Source organism: Hahella sp. HNIBRBA332 (genome assembly GCF_030719035.1).
Taxonomy (GTDB): Bacteria; Pseudomonadota; Gammaproteobacteria; order Pseudomonadales; family Oleiphilaceae; genus Hahella.
On record NZ_CP132203.1, the window covers coordinates 5355169 to 5370875 of the forward strand.

A 15707-nucleotide genomic window follows, 5' to 3' on the forward strand; every position below is an offset into this window, starting at 1 on the left:
GTCAGTATGGATTTACAGGAAACAGCATGCGCATGTCTCATTCCGCTCAGATTCTCCGGGCCGGGTTTCTCATCGCTGCGCTGACCCTGCTGTCAGCGTGTTCCGAGATCAAATACGGCCTGTACGATCTCGCTATGGACTTCGAACGCACCCAGGCGGGCGTCACTCCCAAAAGCCTGGAGACTCAGGGGCGTCGTTTCGCCTACCTGGAGAATCAGGCGCCGCCGGACGCCGAAACAATCCTGTTGCTGCATGGCTTCGGCGCCAGCAAAGAAAACTGGCTGCGTTTCATGCGTCACCTCCCTTCGCGCTATCACATCGTCGCCCTTGACCTGCTGGGGCACGGCGACAGCAGCAAGGACCCCAGCATTCCCTATGATATCGACGATCAGGTCGGCTACGTGCGCGCCTTTACTGAAGCCGCCGGTTTGACCCGTTTTCACTTGATGGGGAATTCCATGGGCGGCGCGATTTCCTCCATGTACGCCGCCGAGTATCCAGATAGCGTCGTCTCACTAGTGTTGATGGACCCCGCTGGCGTGTATGACTTTTCCAGCGAGCTGGAAACGCGCCTGCAAAAGGGAGAAAACCCGTTGATAGTGAGAAAGCCGGAGGATTTTGACGCCCTCATGGATTTCGCCATGGAGGACAAACCCTTCATTCCCTGGCCCATTACCTCTGTACTCACGGAAAAAGCCATCGCCAACACCGGCATTTACGATCACATATTCGCGGAATTGGTGAGAGACCAGCACGCGTATGACTTCAAGCAAGTATTGCTGGGCATTAAATGCCCAACCCTGGTGCTGTGGGGAAGAGAAGACCGGGTGATCAACTACCGCAATGCGGAGGTATTCACCCGGCAGATCACCAATTCACGCAAGATGATCCTCGACGGCGTAGGGCATGCGCCGATGATTGAAGCGCCGGAGAAAACCGCAGAGATCACCCTGATTTTCATGCGCCTGCTGCAAGCGGAAAAAGGCTGATCGCTTAATCCTGCCAGCCCGGCCCCATAGCCTTACCGAAACGGGGCAACCAGCGAGGCGCGCGCTCACAATAACGCTCATAGGCTTGTCCATATGCGCGTCGCAGAGCGGCCTCCTCCAGACGCGTTTGCATGGCGATCATCCCTGCGCCGATGATCAGGCACGCCAATGTGAACAACGACGGCAGCGCCAGAAACAGACCAATCTGTCCGATATAAACACCGGCGAACAGCGGATTACGGCAATAGCGGAAAGGCCCCTGGGTCAACAGTTGCGTCTTGCCGTCAGTATCAATGCCCGAACGCCAGTCCGTGTGCATGTAGGAATGCACATAATCAATTAGTCCAAAAGAGCACAACAGCAAGCCGACTCCCGTCCACAACACCACTGGCGTGTACATTGCGGGAAATACGCCGAGATAAGCGTCCATATCGGGATGGAACACCCGCGCCACGGTCACCGCCAGTATCAATAAGCGAAACAGATTGAATACCCACCGCACAAACCAGCTCTTGCTGGCGGCGGAGCCATAATGAATGTGACTGACGCCCGTACGCTTACGCAGCCCCAGACTACGGCAGGTGTAATGCACGCCAATCATGGTGAAAAAAATAGCCAGAAAGTGGCTGACGATTACGTCCGTGGACATCGTGTTGTTCTCCCATCTCACTTGGTGAAGGTCGCATCAGGAACGCGGGACCTGTCGTCACAGGCCGAAGCAACTACGATTCAACTCCCGAAAAGCGTTATCCAATACATTTTCTTCTATCAGGCGCAGTTTGCCACTGCGTTTTAGTTTTTTAATCTCAGTTTCCCGGCGGCTTGCGCTGGCGCGATCGTGTCCCACCTCCGCATACAGCAGACGCACAGGCTTACGCCCGCGAAAATACTTCGCTCCATTCCCCTGCAGATGATCCCGAAAACGTTTCGCAGGGTTATTGGTGATGCCGGTGTAAAGCGAGTTATCGCTGACCAGCAACATATACACGCACCAACTCATCGCGGCGACTTCATTTTCCGACACCGTTCGGACCACCTGTAGTTCTATTGGTTTGCCGCCGTCTTGGCTTTGAAGATGACGAATTGAGGATTTTACCCCAGGCCACTGGGATTTGTTGACTAAACATCTCGCCATAATCGGTGTTTTTCAGGATGCGCATTTTTTGACCTTTACGTCAGAAAATGCACCTTTGTTGATCATATGGTCAAATAATAAACAGAAATTGTCTCTATCCCGGATTAGTCCTTCCACCTTCGAAAAACTCCAGATAGCGCCTCATAAGCGTTTGATTTGCCGCTTATTATATTCGTTTCAGTGTCATTCAATTGAATTGCTTGAGGAGTAGGTACTTTTATTTATTGTAACCAGATCACATTACGCTCTTCCCCCGCCTTGATCGTGGCATAACGCTTGCTCTAAGCTCTCGTCCGGTTATATCTGGCTGGAGTCAGAGCAGTATTGGCCGGACGCACTTTATACAATCCTGGTTGTAACTCGGAAATAATTAAAATGAAATATCCTGAAAACAGCAGACGCCGCGCCCTCATGGCGGCGATGATCACCGCGTTCCCACTCTCCGCTCAGGCGGACCTCATTATTTCGGAATACGTGGAAGGTTCTTCCAACAATAAAGCCCTGGAGTTCTACAATACCGGCAGCGACGCCGTAGAACTCAGCGCCTATGAGATCGCCCGTTTCAAGGACGGCGCAGAAACCCCTAACGCTCCTATGGCCCTGCCCTCATTTTCCCTGGCGGCCGGCGCGGTATATGTGCACGCGAACAGCGGCGCTGCCGATGAGTTGAAAGCGCTGGCCAACAGCACCTCGACTGACGACGCCATCGGCTTTAATGGCGGCGATTCCGTCGTGTTGCGTCTGATTGGCGGCGATATTGTCGACCGCGTGGGAACCCTTAAGGAAGGCGCAAGCTCTTACCTGAAAGATGTCACCCTGTCCCGCACCGACACCAGCGCCAACCCTGACTTCAACCAGGACCAGTGGCAAACACTGGCGAACAATACCTTCGACGGACTGGGCAAAGCCCCTGGCGCCGACGGCGGAGACAGTGGAGACGGCGGCGATCCAGCGCCGACCTTGGGCGCCTGCGGCGAAGCCGCCACGTTGATCAGCGCCGTACAAGGCAGTGCTGACGTAGTAGCGATGAAAGACCAGACCGTTATCGTTGAGGGCATTATCACCGGTTTCCGCAACAATGGATTCTTTGTTCAGGAAGAGCCTTCTGACGAAGACGGCAATCCCCAGACCTCTGAAGGCATTTTCGCATTCAGCAATGGCGGCGGCTCTCTGACCCTCGGCAATCTGGTGCGTATAAAAGGCGTCGTTTCCGATTATCACGGCAACAGCCAGATCGGCGTGTCCGAGCTGGCGGATTGCGGGACCACCGACGCCGTCGCCACGGTGACGCCCATTACCCTGCCGTTTGCCGCGGACCTTAATCTGGAGGCGCTGGAAGGCATGGTCGTCAGCGTATCCAACGCCGTGGTCGCCAATACTTACGGCCTGGGCCGCTATGGTGAAATCACCATCAGCGACAAGCTGAAATGGACGCCCACTGACGTCGCTATTCCGGGCAGCGCGGAATACGACGCCGTCATTGCGGAAAACAAAGCCAACCTGCTTTATATCGAAGACAATTCCTCCAGCCAGAACACCGCCAGCGTCAGCTTCTATCCTGATTTTGGCTACGACAATCCCATTCTGCTGGGCGATCTGGTGTCCGCCACCGGTCCGCTGAATTTCTCTTACGATGTATACCGCATCAACCCGATGACCCCGATCAGCGTCACCTCCCCCGGCCGCACCGCGGCGCCGGAAGCCACGCTGGGCAATCTGGCGGTGGCCAGCTTCAACGTCCTGAACTATTTCAACGGCGTGAAAAAAGGCGACGGTTCCATCGACTACTCCGCCAACCCTCGGGGCGCTAAGACAGAAGAAGAGTTCCTGTTGCAACAGGCGCGCATCGTCAAAGCGTTGAAAACCCTGGACGCCGATGTCGTGGGCCTGATGGAGCTGGAGAACGACGGTTTCGGCGATGATTCCGCCATCAACACGCTGGTGACGGCGCTGAACAATGAAATCGGCGAAGACGCCTATACTTACGTGTCAACGAAGGACGGCGGTAAGCCTGGGACGGATCAAATCACCGTCGCCCTGATTTATCGCGCCGCCAACGTCACCCCCAAAGGCGACGCCATTGTGATCGACATGCCCGAACAGACTCTCGGCGCAGAAACCGCGGCCATGCGTCCTTCTTTAGTGCAGGCGTTCACTCACAAAGCCACCGGCCAGAGCTTCGCCGTCTCCATCAACCATTTCAAATCCAAGCGTTCCAGCAGCGCCTGTGATAACAGCGCTCCAACGGATATCGACCAGATGCAGGGCAACTGCAACCCATTGCGCGTTTCAGCGGCGGTCACTCTGGGCGAAGCCCTGGCGACGCAGGGTCTGCCTGAGCGCATTCTGATCCTGGGGGATCTGAACGCCTACTCCAAAGAAGATCCCATCTCCGTGCTGACCGACTACAACCCGGCCACCCACGGCTACACCATCAAAACCGCCGCCAACACCGGTATGGACGCCGGAGCCGCAGTGGAAGTAAGCAAAAACTATGGCTATGCTTTGGTAGCGCAAACCCATGATGCGGAAGGGTTCTCTTATACCTACGACGGCGCGCAAGGCAGCCTTGACCATATACTGGCCAGCAGCGCCGCCATGGAGGATATCGTGGATCTCGATCACTGGAACGTTAACTCCATCGAAGCCTACGCCTTGCAGGCGGACGGCCTGTTCAAATACTACAAAGACTCCACCGGATACTTCGGCGTCGGCCCCTATCGCAGCTCCGACCACGACCCGGTTGTGGTGACCTTGAACCTGGAAGCCGTCGACGATAGCGACGGGAATGGCGGATCCGATGGCGGAAATGACGGAACCGACGGAGGCAGCAGTGGAGGCGACACCAACAAAGGCAAGGATGACGGAGGCGGCAGCCTGGGTCTGCTGAGCATTCTGGCTCTGCTGACCACATGGTTCGCACGCCGCCGCCCGATGTAAGTAGTTCAGGGGGCAGAACTTCGGTTCTGCCCCCTTTTTGCAGTTCGCTCCGATAAAACGACCAACTATACAGGAGTCAAAATGCGCTTAATCATCTCGGTCATCACTTTCATTTCCCTTTCCCTGGCGGGCTACGCCAGATCCGAACAGCTCATCTTCAACTCTGCGGAATTCAGTCCCTTCGTTTACGAGGAAAACGGCAAGATGGGGGGCCCCGTCACCGACGTCATTCTACTCACCTGCAAAAAGATCAGTGTGGAATGCAGCATCAAGCAGGAATCTTTCAGTAAGTCGGAAGAGCAGGTAAAAGCCGGCGTCGTCAATGGCGTTTATCTGGTGAGCTGGAGCGAAAGCCGCGCGGAATGGATGTACTACACCCTGCCTGTGCTGCGCACCAGTTGGGGTTTTTTCGTGCCTGCGACGGACAAGAAGGACTACCTGACCCTGTCCAGCTTCAGCGGCCATCGGGTGGGCGTGTTTGGTCCGTCCAGCAGCTCCAAGACCCTGGACCGCATCAATTCAGTGGTGAACATGGACATACAACTGTCCAAGGACGATCTGGGCAACCTGAAAAAGCTGATTCAGGGGCAACTCGACTCTGTTTATATCAATCGCGACGTGGGCATCGATCTGATGAGGCAAAGCGGACTGGCGGACAAAGTCCGTTTCGCCTGGACCCACACGGAACGCAACTATCACATTGGATTCAGCAAAAAAACCGGGCGCAAGCTGGTGAACCAGTTCAACAAGGCCTTGCGTAAAACCTATGAAACCGGCGAAGCGCGGGAGATTCTCGCCCAGCGCGGCCTGGAATCCGTCATGTAATCTCCTTCCGCCGGACGGCGCAGGCGTCGCTCCGGCTTTTCCTTTACGGCGAACTGTCCAATAATGGGCCAGATTCCTAGGGAGCCTCTGAAAAACGTCGGCGAGGCCGTCAGTGCAAGGAAAAAGTCGGCGAAAAAGCGCAGTTTATCGTGAATAAATGAGCATTTTGAGCCGACTTTTGACGCCGTAATGGCGCCGCAGGTAGTTTTTCAGAGGTTCCCTGGTTTCATTGAAACATGCATTGGGCCCGAGTATGACAGCGCTGCGCGCGGAGTTTATCGACAGCATTGAAGCCGTCTCCCCCGTTCAATGGAATCAGTTGAGCGGCGTGGACAACCCCTTTATCCGTTACGAGTTTCTGCACGCCCTGGAGACGACTGGCTGCGTCGCCGAAGCAACCGGCTGGCGACCTCAACATATTCTGATCCGCGACGCGCATGGCCTCTTAGTCGGCGCTGCGCCCTGTTATCTGAAAACCCATTCCTACGGCGAATATGTATTCGATTGGGCCTGGGCGGACGCCTATCATCGTCATGGTCTGGAATATTACCCAAAGCTGCTCACCGCCGTCCCCTTCACGCCTTCCGTCGGACCGCGCCTGTTAGTCTCCGCCAACGCTGACCGGGAGCGCATCTCGCTGGCGGTCAGTCACGCCATGGGCGAACGCGTGCATCAAATCGGCGCCTCTTCCTGGCACCTGCTGTTTCCAGACGAGTCCACGCGGAAAAGTCTGAGTGAAGACAAGTCCCTGCTGTTGCGCCACGGAACTCAGTTCCATTGGCTTAATGAAGGCTACGCTTCCTTTGATGACTTTTTGCAGGCGTTAGCCTCACGCAAACGCAAGAACATCCGTAAAGAACGCCAGGCAGTGCTCAGCCAGGGCATTGCATTCAAGCTGATAGAAGGAACAGATGTGGGCGAGCCTGAACTGGAGGCTTTTTATGACTTCTACCAGTTAACTTATCTGAAACGAGGACAGCGCCCCTATCTCAGCCACGCCTTTTTCCAGCGCCTGATCAGGGTCATGCCGGAGCAAGTGTTTCTCATCCTGGCGCAAAGAGAGCAACGTTTCGTCGCCGGCGCACTGTTTCTGAAGAATCAGTCAACGCTTTTCGGTCGCTATTGGGGCTGTACTGAAGAGTTCAATCACCTGCATTTCGAGACCTGCTATTACCAGGGCATCGATTATTGCATCGCGCATAAACTGCTGCGCTTTGACGCAGGCGCCCAGGGGGAGCACAAGTTGCTGCGGGGGTTTCGGCCTACGCCCACCTATTCCCTGCATAGAATCGAGCATCCCGCTTTCCGTCAGGCCATCGCCAACTTCCTGAATGAAGAACGCGAAGGCGTCAGTGAATATATGCGCGACGCCAACGCCCACCTTCCCTTCAAACAGGCGGAATAAAACGCCGCCGCCAACCGCTTTTTTCACCCTGCAGTTTCGCACCCCGAAAAGTTAGCCTACTTTAATTAAAAAGTGAGCTGCATGAGCGGTTGCTGGAGAACTCGCGAATATGGGGCGACATATCGATAAAGCGCAGTTCAGCGCTCAGGAATACGCGGACTTCCAACGACGGTTGCAGGAAAATCTGGCGACGTTGCGCAGGTTGCTCGATGACCCCGCCTTTGGCGTCGGGCCGCCGTCCTTCGGAGCGGAGTTGGAACTATACATCATCGACAAGCACGGCCGGCCCACCGCTAAAAATCAGGAAATCCTGGCGACCGTCAACGACCCCAATCTGACGCTGGAGCTCAATCGCTTCAATCTTGAGTACAATCTGGAACCGACCCCCGCTGCCGGAACTCCTTTCCGCGCCCTGCAACAACAAATCGACGGCGTCTTGCAAACGCTGGAAACTCACGCTGCGGCGCAGGGCGCCTCACTCCTGCCCATTGGCATTCTGCCGACGCTGACTTCTGAAGATATGGGCCCGGAGGCGATCACGGAGAGTCCCCGCTATCAGGCGTTGGCGCGCCAGTTACGGGATAAACGCGGCGAAGATTTTCACATCAGCATCAAAGGCCGCGACACCCTTGATCTGTATTGGCAGGATGTATCGCTGGAGGGCGCCAACACGTCTTTCCAGTTTCATTATCGGGTGAATCCTGCAGATTTCGCCGACGCCTTTAACGCTGCGCAACTGGCCACGCCTCTTGCCGTCGCGCTGGCGGCTAATTCTCCTTTGTTTCTGGGACGCCGGCTCTGGCATGAAACCCGTATCGCCCTGTTCAAGCAGGCGACGGACTGTCGTATGGAAACGCCCTTGCGCTTCAGGCTGCCCGCAAGGGTGCTATTCGGCAACGGCTGGGTGCGAAAAGATGCGCATGAGATTTTCTGCGAAGGCGTGTCGCTGTTTGACCCGCTACTGCCCATTTGCGGCGATAGCGGCGCACCCCGTCCCGGTCAGGCGCCGCCATTGGAAGAGCTGCGCTTGCATCAGGGCAGTATCTGGGCATGGAATCGCCCTATCTATGATCCCGCGGATGGGGGTCATATCCGCATTGAAATTCGCGCGTTGCCTGCCGGCCCAAGTACTACGGACATGCTCGCCAACGCCGCCTTGATGATTGGCCTGATCGAAGGATTACGTCCCTCCGTGCAGGATATGCTTCCCGCCATTCCTTTCCGTTACTGCGAATACAACTTTTACCGCGCCGCCAAATACGGACTTCGCGCCAAGCTGTTCTGGCCGGGACAAGGCGGCGAAGGCTTGCAGGAGCGGCCGGTATTGGACATTCTGGACGATATGCTGCTGGTGGCGGAACGAGGCTTGAACGCGTTGCCCATCGACCCGGAAGACATTCGTCACTATCTGGGAGTATGCGCTCAGAATCTGGCGCAACCGGTCAACGGCGCGCTCTGGCAATTACGCATGCTTGAGAAGCTGCGTCTCCAGCGCAACGATGAAGAGGCTTTAAGAGAACTGGTGATTCGCTATCAGGATAATTATCGTAGTGGAGAGCCGGTGCACCGGTGGGCATATTGAACCTTATGCGCCCGTCGGCTCAGAGGATATCCAAGGAGGCTGTCTATTATGCCGCTCAAGGTAATTGAAGGAATTCGCAGCTTAGCGCTCGAAGATGACCTCACCAGCTTCCTGCAACGCCTGGGCGGCCCCACACTGATTCGTCTGCTGGGCCGCGACCGTTCGCGCCGCCGCGCTTTCTGCACCCTGCTGCACGGCAATGAGCCGTCCGGCGCCCGCGCTTTATACGCGTATCTGCGCTCCGGCGAGACGCCGGCGGTGGATCTGGATGTCATCATCGCTTCCATTCCCGCAGCCTTGGCCCCCCCGATGTTCAGCCAGCGCATGCTGCCTGGCCAGCGTGATCTCAACCGCTGTTTTCGACCTCCATTCGATGATGATCAAGGGAAGTTAGCCGAAGCGATTCTGCGCTTCCTGCACGACAGCAAACCGGAGTGCCTTATTGATCTGCACAATACGTCAGGCAGCGGCCCCGCCTTCGGCGTAGCCATACGCTGCGACGCCGATCATCGCGCCCTGACCTCACTCTGGACCAATGACCTGATCGTGACGGACCTGCGCCTGGGAGCGCTGATGGAAATCAGCGAGTTGGACGTACCGACAGTGACGATAGAGTGTGGCGGCGCGCAGGACCAAACCTCTCTGTTGATTGCGCGGGAAGGCATGCAGCGTTATTTCGGCAGCGAGCAGGTGCTTGCCGCCGCCGGGCATGATTACGGCGTGAACCGGTTTCGCAATCCTATCCGCATGGAACTGAAGCCGGGCCAACGAGTGCATTATGGCGATGCCGCCGATCCCGGTGCGGCGCTGACGCTGCCATTGGACGCGCCTCGTTTCAACTATGGTTCAGTGCCCGCCGGCGAGCGCCTGGCGATTCTCGGCGCTGCGGGTCTGGAGGCCTTGACCGCCAAAGACCACCTGGGACGAGAGCGTCTGCATGACCACTTCGCCGATATCAACGGCAGGCTATCCCCCAAACATCCGTTGAAGTTGTTCATGGTGACCACCAACCCCGTCATCGCCACCACCGACTGTCTGTTTTACTTTATTGACTGCGCCAATGCATGACCCCAGATAGGCCCCGTTTGAATAGCTCTGCTCAGAAATAAAAAAACCCGCCAGGCGACGGGTAAAAATATATTGCTAATGCAATGAGGGAGGGTCGTAGCTATCGATAAAGAGAGTTTCCAGTCGCCGTCAAATAGCGGCCAGACTCTCTTCAGCAATAGTCCGGATCTGCCGCCAATCGCCCGCGGAAATGGCGTCTTTGGGGGTTAACCAAGAGCCGCCTACCGCCAGTACGTTCGGCAGAGCAAGATAATCTTTCGCTTTTTCCCGGGTGATGCCGCCAGTCGGGCAGAACTTCACATTGGGGAAAGGACCGGAGAAAGCCTTCAGCGCAGACACGCCGCCCGCCACTTCCGCCGGGAAGAACTTAAATGCGCGATATCCCAGGCGATAACCTTCCATCACTTCAGACAGTGAAGATACACCCGGCAACATCGGAATTTTCGCCGTCAGGCCATATTCCAGCAGTTCTTTGGTGGAGCCCGGCGTGATGACGAACTGAGCGCCGGCGTCTTCCGCCGCTTGGAACTGTTCAACCGTCGCCACCGTGCCTACGCCAACCCATACTTCGGGGAGCGCGGCCCGCAAATCCGTGATTGCCTGCAGGGCGTGCGGCGTGCGCAAGGTAATTTCCAGAATACGGATGCCGCCTTCCACCAGGGCTTTCCCGAGCGGCAACGCGTCTTCCGGACGATCGATAGTGATGACCGGCACCAACGGGCAACTGGTTACAATAGCGTCCAGTTGTTTTTGCAACGCTTCAGGATAGGTCTGGGATGTCATAGGTTTCTATTCTCTCTATTACTCTTGAGGTTCCTTCTCAAGGACTCCAAAAAACATTGAGGCCTGGGCGGATAAATCCGCGCACGGGCATCTCCGCCACTGCGTCCAGCTTAGCCAGCACCTTGTTAAGGGTGGTCAGCTTGTCTTCGCCAGTGATATGCAGCGCCTGATGCCTGGCCGCCGCCAAAACCTTGTAGGACAGAGTCATACGCGGATGCAGTGCGGTGACCGGATGCATCGGGGCGCACTTGTCCGTCGTGCTGAGTCCATGAGCCAGCTCTTTTGCGCCTGGAAACAAGGAGGCCGTGTGTCCATCGGCGCCCATTCCCAAAATCAGAACGTCAATCGGCCAAGATAATTCCGCCAGCCTGGCTTCCAGTTGTTCGCACCCCTCTTCAGGGGTAGCGGCTGCATTTTTCAGCGGCAGGAAATTCGCTTCCGCCGCCGGGCCTTGCAACAAAAATTCTTTCACCAGCGCGGCGTTACTGTCGTCATGGGTTTCATCCACCCAGCGTTCATCCGCCAGAGTGACGTCCACCTTACTCCAAGGCAGCTCCTGCTGCGCCAGTAACTTGAAGAAAGCCACCGGTGTACGGCCGCCGGAAATCACCAGCAAGGCGCGATCCTTTTCCTGCAGCGCGGCGCGCAGCCACTCCGCTGTCTGCAACGCCAGCTTATGCGCCAGCGCTTCACGTTCTTCTTCCAATTGCAGGGTGACGCCCTGCGGCCAGGATAGTTCAAGCATCTTCGTACCAGCTCCTTCCGTCCCGGGTGATCATGGCGATGGAAGCCACGGGGCCCCAACTTCCTGCAGGATATTTCTTGGGCGGCAGTCCCAACTCAGCCCAGCCTTCAATGACCTGATCAATCCAGCGCCATGCGTACTCCACTTCATCGCGACGCACGAACAGGTACTGGTTGCCTTTGATGACTTCCCACAGCAATCGCTCGTAGGCGTCGGGCACCCGACCGGTGTTGAAAGCTTCGGAGAAGCTCAGTTGCAACGGCCCCTGACGCAGACGCATGCCTTTATCCAGGCCCTGGTCTTTAGTCAGCACCTGCAGGGAAATGCCTTCATCCGGTTGCAGACGGATAATCAGTTTGTTGTTGGCCAGATGTTTCTGGTCCGGATCAAATATGTAGTGCGGCGCCGGCTTGAAATGAATAATGATTTCCGACAGCTTCTGCGGCATACGCTTACCGGTGCGCATGTAGAACGGCACGCCCGCCCAGCGCCAGTTGCAAATTTCCGCCTTGATGGCGACGAAACTTTCCGTGGAGCTGCCCTCGTTGGCGCCCTCTTCGTCCAGATATCCTGGAACCGGTTTGCCGTCGATGTTGCCAGCAGTGTACTGTCCGCGCACCATGTGGGTTTCCATCAGATCCGGCGTAATCGGCTTCAGCGCTTTCAGCACTTTCACTTTTTCATCACGGATACTGCCGGCAGACAGATCGGAAGGCGGATCCATGGCGATCAGACACAACAATTGCAGCAGGTGGTTCTGCACCATGTCACGCAACTGTCCCGCCTTGTCAAAATATCCCCAGCGTCCTTCGATGCCGACTTTCTCCGCCACCGTGATTTCCACGTGAGAGATGTAACGCTGATTCCACTGGGTCGCGAATAAATTATTGGCGAAGCGCAGCGCTATCAGATTCTGTACGGTCTCTTTCCCCAGATAATGGTCGATGCGGTACAGCTGGGATTCATCAAAGAACTCCGCCAAACGGTCATTAATCTCGAAGGAGGACTCCAGGTTATGACCAATGGGTTTTTCCACCACGACGCGGGTGGACGGCTGAATGCAGTCGGCCCCTTTCAGATTTTCCCCGATCATGCCGTAAATCGCGGGAGGGGTCGCCATGTAGACGATCAGAGGGACTTCAGAATCCCCGCGCCATTGATTGATGTTGCGATAGCCTTCGGCGTCGCCGAAATCGAGCTGCTGGAAGCGGACTTTACCGAAAAAGCGTTTCAGTGCGGCGTCGTCCAAGTCGTTCTTGGACAGTAACGCCTTGAAACGCTCCAGGGTCTGCGCCTTGAACGATTCTTCGTCAACGTCCTGTCTGGCCAGCGCGAGAATGCGAGTCTGCGGATGTAGCAGTTTCGCCCGTTCCAGTTGAAATAGCGCCGGGAACAACTTGCGTTGCGCCAGATCGCCCAGCGCGCCGAAGAGCGCCAAGTCACATTGTGTAGATGCTGCTCGATTCATAGTTTTCATATTTGGTAGTAATTATTCGTAATTTTGAGACAAAAAATTGGCATTTTCAACCTGAAACGGCAAATATCGTGATAATTTTACTACATTTCCCGTATTCATCTGATTTCCCTTCCACTTATTGACTAGTAGCCGACCGACCGTTCGGCTGGCGACCCAGGGTGCGCAGAGTTATATTAGAGGCGATAACAAAATGTGTAGTAATTTCACTACAACAATAAATAAATCGCTCCCGGAATCCATACAGATAATGAATGAAACCATAACCCACCAGAATCTGCTGGAGGTGATCCGGCAGAGGCTCGACGATTTGAATAAATCCGAGCGCAAAGTCGCCGAAGTTATCCTGCGCGACCCCAAAGCCGCTACTCGCTACAGTATAGCCGCACTGGCGCGCGCCTCCGACGTCAGTGAACCAACCGTCAACCGCTTTTGTCGTAATTTCGCAGCCAGCGGATTTCCCGATTTCAAGCTCCAGTTAGCGCAAAGCCTCGCCAGCGGCACGCCTTACGTGAGCCAGAGCGTGGAGTCGAACGATACTGTTGAAGAGTACAGCGACAAAATATTCCTCAGCACCATCGCCGATCTGGATAAAGCCAGGCAGTCTCTGAACACTTCAGGCATTTCCAAGGCGGTGGACTATCTTATCCAGGCCAAGCAAATTTCATTTTTCGGCATGGGCGCCTCAGCCGCCGTGGCCATCGACGCCCAGCATAAGTTTTTCCGCTTCAATATTCCGGTCACTGCCTACGACGACTTTCTCATGCAACGTATGGTCGCCGCCGCCGCTCATACGGGCGACGCCATCGTCGCCATTTCGTACACCGGGCGAACGCGGGAGATGGTGGAAGTCGCCAAAATTGCGCGGGAACGGGGCGCCATCGTGATCGGCATCACGGCTCCGAACTCGCCACTGGCGAAGGAATGCACCGTGGCGCTGGACGTCATCGCGCCGGAAGATACGGACGTATACATGCCAATGACGTCGCGAATCGTGCATTTGGCGGTGATCGATATTCTCGCCACCGGCGTCACCCTCAAGCGCGGCGCGGATTTCCATTCGCATCTGAAGCGCATCAAGGACAGCCTCCGCGACACCCGTTACCCTCACGATGACGGCGCTGACAGCGTCTGATTCTCCGCGCGGATTCTTCCTTTCTACTTTTTATATAAACATAAACCCGGAGCGTGACAGCAACTCTCCGGGCGCTCTCGTTCTGCTCCCTTCATCGCCGGAATAGCGCTCGCTATCAGCTTGGCGCTCGCCATTACTACCTTTCTCCTCCCCCCTCCCCCTGACTCCTCCCCCCCCAAAACTTTCCTAACGGAGGATGTGCCATATCAGACGTTCACTGAGTATGAGACCCAGCAAATAACAATTTGTCCCATCGACAAAGCGCCTCCGTTATCCGGGCGTACGCAAAGGTCCGGCCTGGCGAGTCCTTTAACAACAAGAGCAGGAAAAAACGATGACAGACAAGAACAACAAGCGCCTCTTCAAAGTAGCCCCTCTGGCGACAGCCATCGCGGCTTCTTTGTTCACCGTGAACGCCAGCGCCGTTGAGTGGCATGGCTACGCGCGTTCAGGCATCGGCATGAGCGACAACGGCGACCAGCAGTGCATCAACAAGCAGGCGGTTGGCCGTTTGGGCAACGAATGCGAAACCTATGCGGAGCTGGATCTTCAGCAAGAGCTTTTCAACCGCGACGGCAGAACGTTCAAAGTTGAAACCATGCTCAGTTACAAATCCAACCAGGACGGAGACTACGAGGCTCTGAACAGCGAAGACGATGAAATCGCGCTTCGCCAGATGAACGTTCAGGCCAAAGGGGTGCTGGGATTCGCCCCCGAAGCGACGCTATGGGCTGGCAAGCGCTACTATCAGCGCCACGATATTCACCATCTGGATCTTTTCTACTGGGACGTGTCTGGTCCTGGCGCCGGTATTGAAGGCATCGACGCAGGCGCTGGCAAGTTCTCCGCCGCCTGGACCAGAGGCTACGGCAACATAAACATCCTCGACTTCCGTTATTCCGGCATTCAAGTCGGCGCCAGCTCACTGGAAGTTGGCCTGGACCTAGCCAAACCAAGACTGACAGACGCACAGAAAGACGCCGGCGCAGCAGATGATCTGAGCACTTTGCTCACCGCTGAGTTATCCACGCCGATTATGGACGGCTTCAATAAAATCGTATTCCAGTACGGAACAGAAGGCTACGCCTCGCCAATGCGCAACTTCGGCGGCGGTCAGTGGAACGGAACGCTGGATAAAGGCGGCAAAGGCTTTCGCCTGATCGACTGGGGCGTAGTAAAACCCAGCGCCAATATCGAACTCAGCTACGCAGCCATGTATGGCGTCTTCGAAGACGACACCATGAATGACGACTCTTCTTTCTACAGCATCTCCGCGCGTCCAGCATATAAGTGGTCTGATTACATGCGCACTTATCTGGAAGTAGGCTACTTCGCTGCAGACGACGATGGCGTCGACTCCCAGTTGGACAAAATCACTATCGCACAAGCCTGGTCCGCCGGCCCCAGCTTCTGGGCGCGTCCGGAAATCCGGGTTTTCGCCAGCTACATTAACGATGGCGAAGGCGCGCCATTTGAAGGCGGCGAAGACAGTGTGCTGAACTTTGGCGTCCAAATGGAAGCCTGGTGGTAATCCACCCCCCATTCCCCAATCTCAACCCAAGTGTTCGGGCCGGTTAACCGGCCCTTTTTTTGCCCGTCAGACTTTACTGCCCACACCAGACGCCT

The 15707-nt window shown here is 56.0% G+C and carries 13 protein-coding genes; 8 read left to right on the forward strand and 5 right to left on the reverse strand.

What is annotated here, in order from left to right:
- The first annotated feature begins 26 nt into the window (after positions 1 to 26).
- Positions 27 to 989, forward strand: coding sequence for an alpha/beta fold hydrolase (locus tag O5O45_RS23695; protein WP_305901791.1), 963 nt, complete (start codon positions 27 to 29; stop codon positions 987 to 989).
- A 4-nt stretch (positions 990 to 993) separates the two neighbouring features.
- Here O5O45_RS23695 and O5O45_RS23700 read toward each other — a convergent pair whose 3' ends face one another.
- Together O5O45_RS23700 and O5O45_RS23705 are read right to left on the reverse strand one after the other, a co-directional pair.
- The gene (locus O5O45_RS23700; RefSeq protein ID WP_305901792.1) at positions 994 to 1638 is read right to left on the reverse strand and encodes a methyltransferase family protein; all 645 of its coding nucleotides are present in this window, start codon (positions 1636 to 1638) and stop codon (positions 994 to 996) included.
- A 57-nt stretch (positions 1639 to 1695) separates the two neighbouring features.
- Positions 1696 to 2124, reverse strand: coding sequence for a GIY-YIG nuclease family protein (locus O5O45_RS23705; RefSeq protein ID WP_305901793.1), 429 nt, complete (start codon positions 2122 to 2124; stop codon positions 1696 to 1698).
- Positions 2125 to 2499: 375 nt separating this feature from the next.
- On the opposite strand from O5O45_RS23705, the gene O5O45_RS23710 reads away from it, so the two are divergent.
- From O5O45_RS23710 to O5O45_RS23730, 5 genes are all read left to right on the forward strand, one after another.
- The gene (locus tag O5O45_RS23710; protein ID WP_305901794.1) at positions 2500 to 5064 is read left to right on the forward strand and encodes an ExeM/NucH family extracellular endonuclease; all 2565 of its coding nucleotides are present in this window, start codon (positions 2500 to 2502) and stop codon (positions 5062 to 5064) included.
- A gap of 81 nt (positions 5065 to 5145) precedes the next feature.
- On the forward strand, positions 5146 to 5889 hold the full coding sequence (locus O5O45_RS23715; RefSeq protein ID WP_305901795.1) for a substrate-binding periplasmic protein: 744 nt from the start codon (positions 5146 to 5148) through the stop codon (positions 5887 to 5889).
- Positions 5890 to 6142: 253 nt separating this feature from the next.
- The gene (locus O5O45_RS23720) at positions 6143 to 7294 is read left to right on the forward strand and encodes a GNAT family N-acetyltransferase (RefSeq protein ID WP_305901796.1); all 1152 of its coding nucleotides are present in this window, start codon (positions 6143 to 6145) and stop codon (positions 7292 to 7294) included.
- 109 nt (positions 7295 to 7403) lie between these two features.
- Complete coding sequence (locus O5O45_RS23725) at positions 7404 to 8876, forward strand: glutamate-cysteine ligase family protein (RefSeq protein ID WP_305901797.1); 1473 nt, start codon at positions 7404 to 7406, stop codon at positions 8874 to 8876.
- A 48-nt stretch (positions 8877 to 8924) separates the two neighbouring features.
- Positions 8925 to 9944, forward strand: a complete 1020-nt coding sequence (locus O5O45_RS23730) for a M14 family metallopeptidase (RefSeq protein ID WP_305901798.1) — start codon at positions 8925 to 8927, stop codon at positions 9942 to 9944.
- Positions 9945 to 10073: 129 nt separating this feature from the next.
- On the opposite strand, the gene O5O45_RS23735 is transcribed toward O5O45_RS23730, so the two are convergent.
- Genes O5O45_RS23735 through zwf form a run of 3 tightly spaced genes read right to left on the reverse strand, consistent with a single transcriptional unit; the run spans position 10074 to position 12949 of the window.
- Positions 10074 to 10727: a bifunctional 4-hydroxy-2-oxoglutarate aldolase/2-dehydro-3-deoxy-phosphogluconate aldolase gene (locus O5O45_RS23735; protein WP_305901799.1), complete on the reverse strand. Its 654-nt coding sequence runs from the start codon at positions 10725 to 10727 to the stop codon at positions 10074 to 10076.
- 37 nt (positions 10728 to 10764) lie between these two features.
- Positions 10765 to 11472 carry a 6-phosphogluconolactonase gene (gene pgl / locus O5O45_RS23740; RefSeq protein ID WP_305901800.1) on the reverse strand — a complete coding sequence of 236 codons (708 nt, stop codon included), beginning with the start codon at positions 11470 to 11472 and terminating at the stop codon, positions 10765 to 10767.
- On the reverse strand, positions 11465 to 12949 hold the full coding sequence (gene zwf, locus O5O45_RS23745; protein ID WP_371747879.1) for a glucose-6-phosphate dehydrogenase: 1485 nt from the start codon (positions 12947 to 12949) through the stop codon (positions 11465 to 11467). The genes pgl and zwf overlap by 8 nt, the downstream gene beginning before the upstream one ends.
- A gap of 247 nt (positions 12950 to 13196) precedes the next feature.
- Here zwf and O5O45_RS23750 point away from each other — a divergent pair, with 247 nt between their 5' ends.
- Both O5O45_RS23750 and O5O45_RS23755 read left to right on the forward strand, forming a co-directional pair.
- Entirely contained in the window at positions 13197 to 14081 is an 885-nt protein-coding gene (locus tag O5O45_RS23750; RefSeq protein WP_371747880.1) for a MurR/RpiR family transcriptional regulator, read from the forward strand.
- A 334-nt stretch (positions 14082 to 14415) separates the two neighbouring features.
- Positions 14416 to 15612, forward strand: coding sequence for a maltoporin (locus O5O45_RS23755; RefSeq protein WP_305901802.1), 1197 nt, complete (start codon positions 14416 to 14418; stop codon positions 15610 to 15612).
- Positions 15613 to 15707 lie beyond the last annotated feature (95 nt).

What these genes read in the sequence shown, in the direction of transcription:
- O5O45_RS23695 (WP_305901791.1), top strand. Translation starts at nt 27, where the DNA reads ATGCGCATGTCTCATTCCGCTCAGATTCTCCGGGCCGGGTTTCTCATC.
- O5O45_RS23700 (WP_305901792.1), bottom strand. Translation starts at nt 1,638, where the DNA reads ATGTCCACGGACGTAATCGTCAGCCACTTTCTGGCTATTTTTTTCACC.
- O5O45_RS23705 (WP_305901793.1), bottom strand. Translation starts at nt 2,124, where the DNA reads ATGGCGAGATGTTTAGTCAACAAATCCCAGTGGCCTGGGGTAAAATCC.
- O5O45_RS23710 (WP_305901794.1), top strand. Translation starts at nt 2,500, where the DNA reads ATGAAATATCCTGAAAACAGCAGACGCCGCGCCCTCATGGCGGCGATG.
- O5O45_RS23715 (WP_305901795.1), top strand. Translation starts at nt 5,146, where the DNA reads ATGCGCTTAATCATCTCGGTCATCACTTTCATTTCCCTTTCCCTGGCG.
- O5O45_RS23720 (WP_305901796.1), top strand. Translation starts at nt 6,143, where the DNA reads ATGACAGCGCTGCGCGCGGAGTTTATCGACAGCATTGAAGCCGTCTCC.
- O5O45_RS23725 (WP_305901797.1), top strand. Translation starts at nt 7,404, where the DNA reads ATGGGGCGACATATCGATAAAGCGCAGTTCAGCGCTCAGGAATACGCG.
- O5O45_RS23730 (WP_305901798.1), top strand. Translation starts at nt 8,925, where the DNA reads ATGCCGCTCAAGGTAATTGAAGGAATTCGCAGCTTAGCGCTCGAAGAT.
- O5O45_RS23735 (WP_305901799.1), bottom strand. Translation starts at nt 10,727, where the DNA reads ATGACATCCCAGACCTATCCTGAAGCGTTGCAAAAACAACTGGACGCT.
- pgl (WP_305901800.1), bottom strand. Translation starts at nt 11,472, where the DNA reads ATGCTTGAACTATCCTGGCCGCAGGGCGTCACCCTGCAATTGGAAGAA.
- zwf (WP_371747879.1), bottom strand. Translation starts at nt 12,949, where the DNA reads ATGAAAACTATGAATCGAGCAGCATCTACACAATGTGACTTGGCGCTC.
- O5O45_RS23750 (WP_371747880.1), top strand. Translation starts at nt 13,197, where the DNA reads ATGAATGAAACCATAACCCACCAGAATCTGCTGGAGGTGATCCGGCAG.
- O5O45_RS23755 (WP_305901802.1), top strand. Translation starts at nt 14,416, where the DNA reads ATGACAGACAAGAACAACAAGCGCCTCTTCAAAGTAGCCCCTCTGGCG.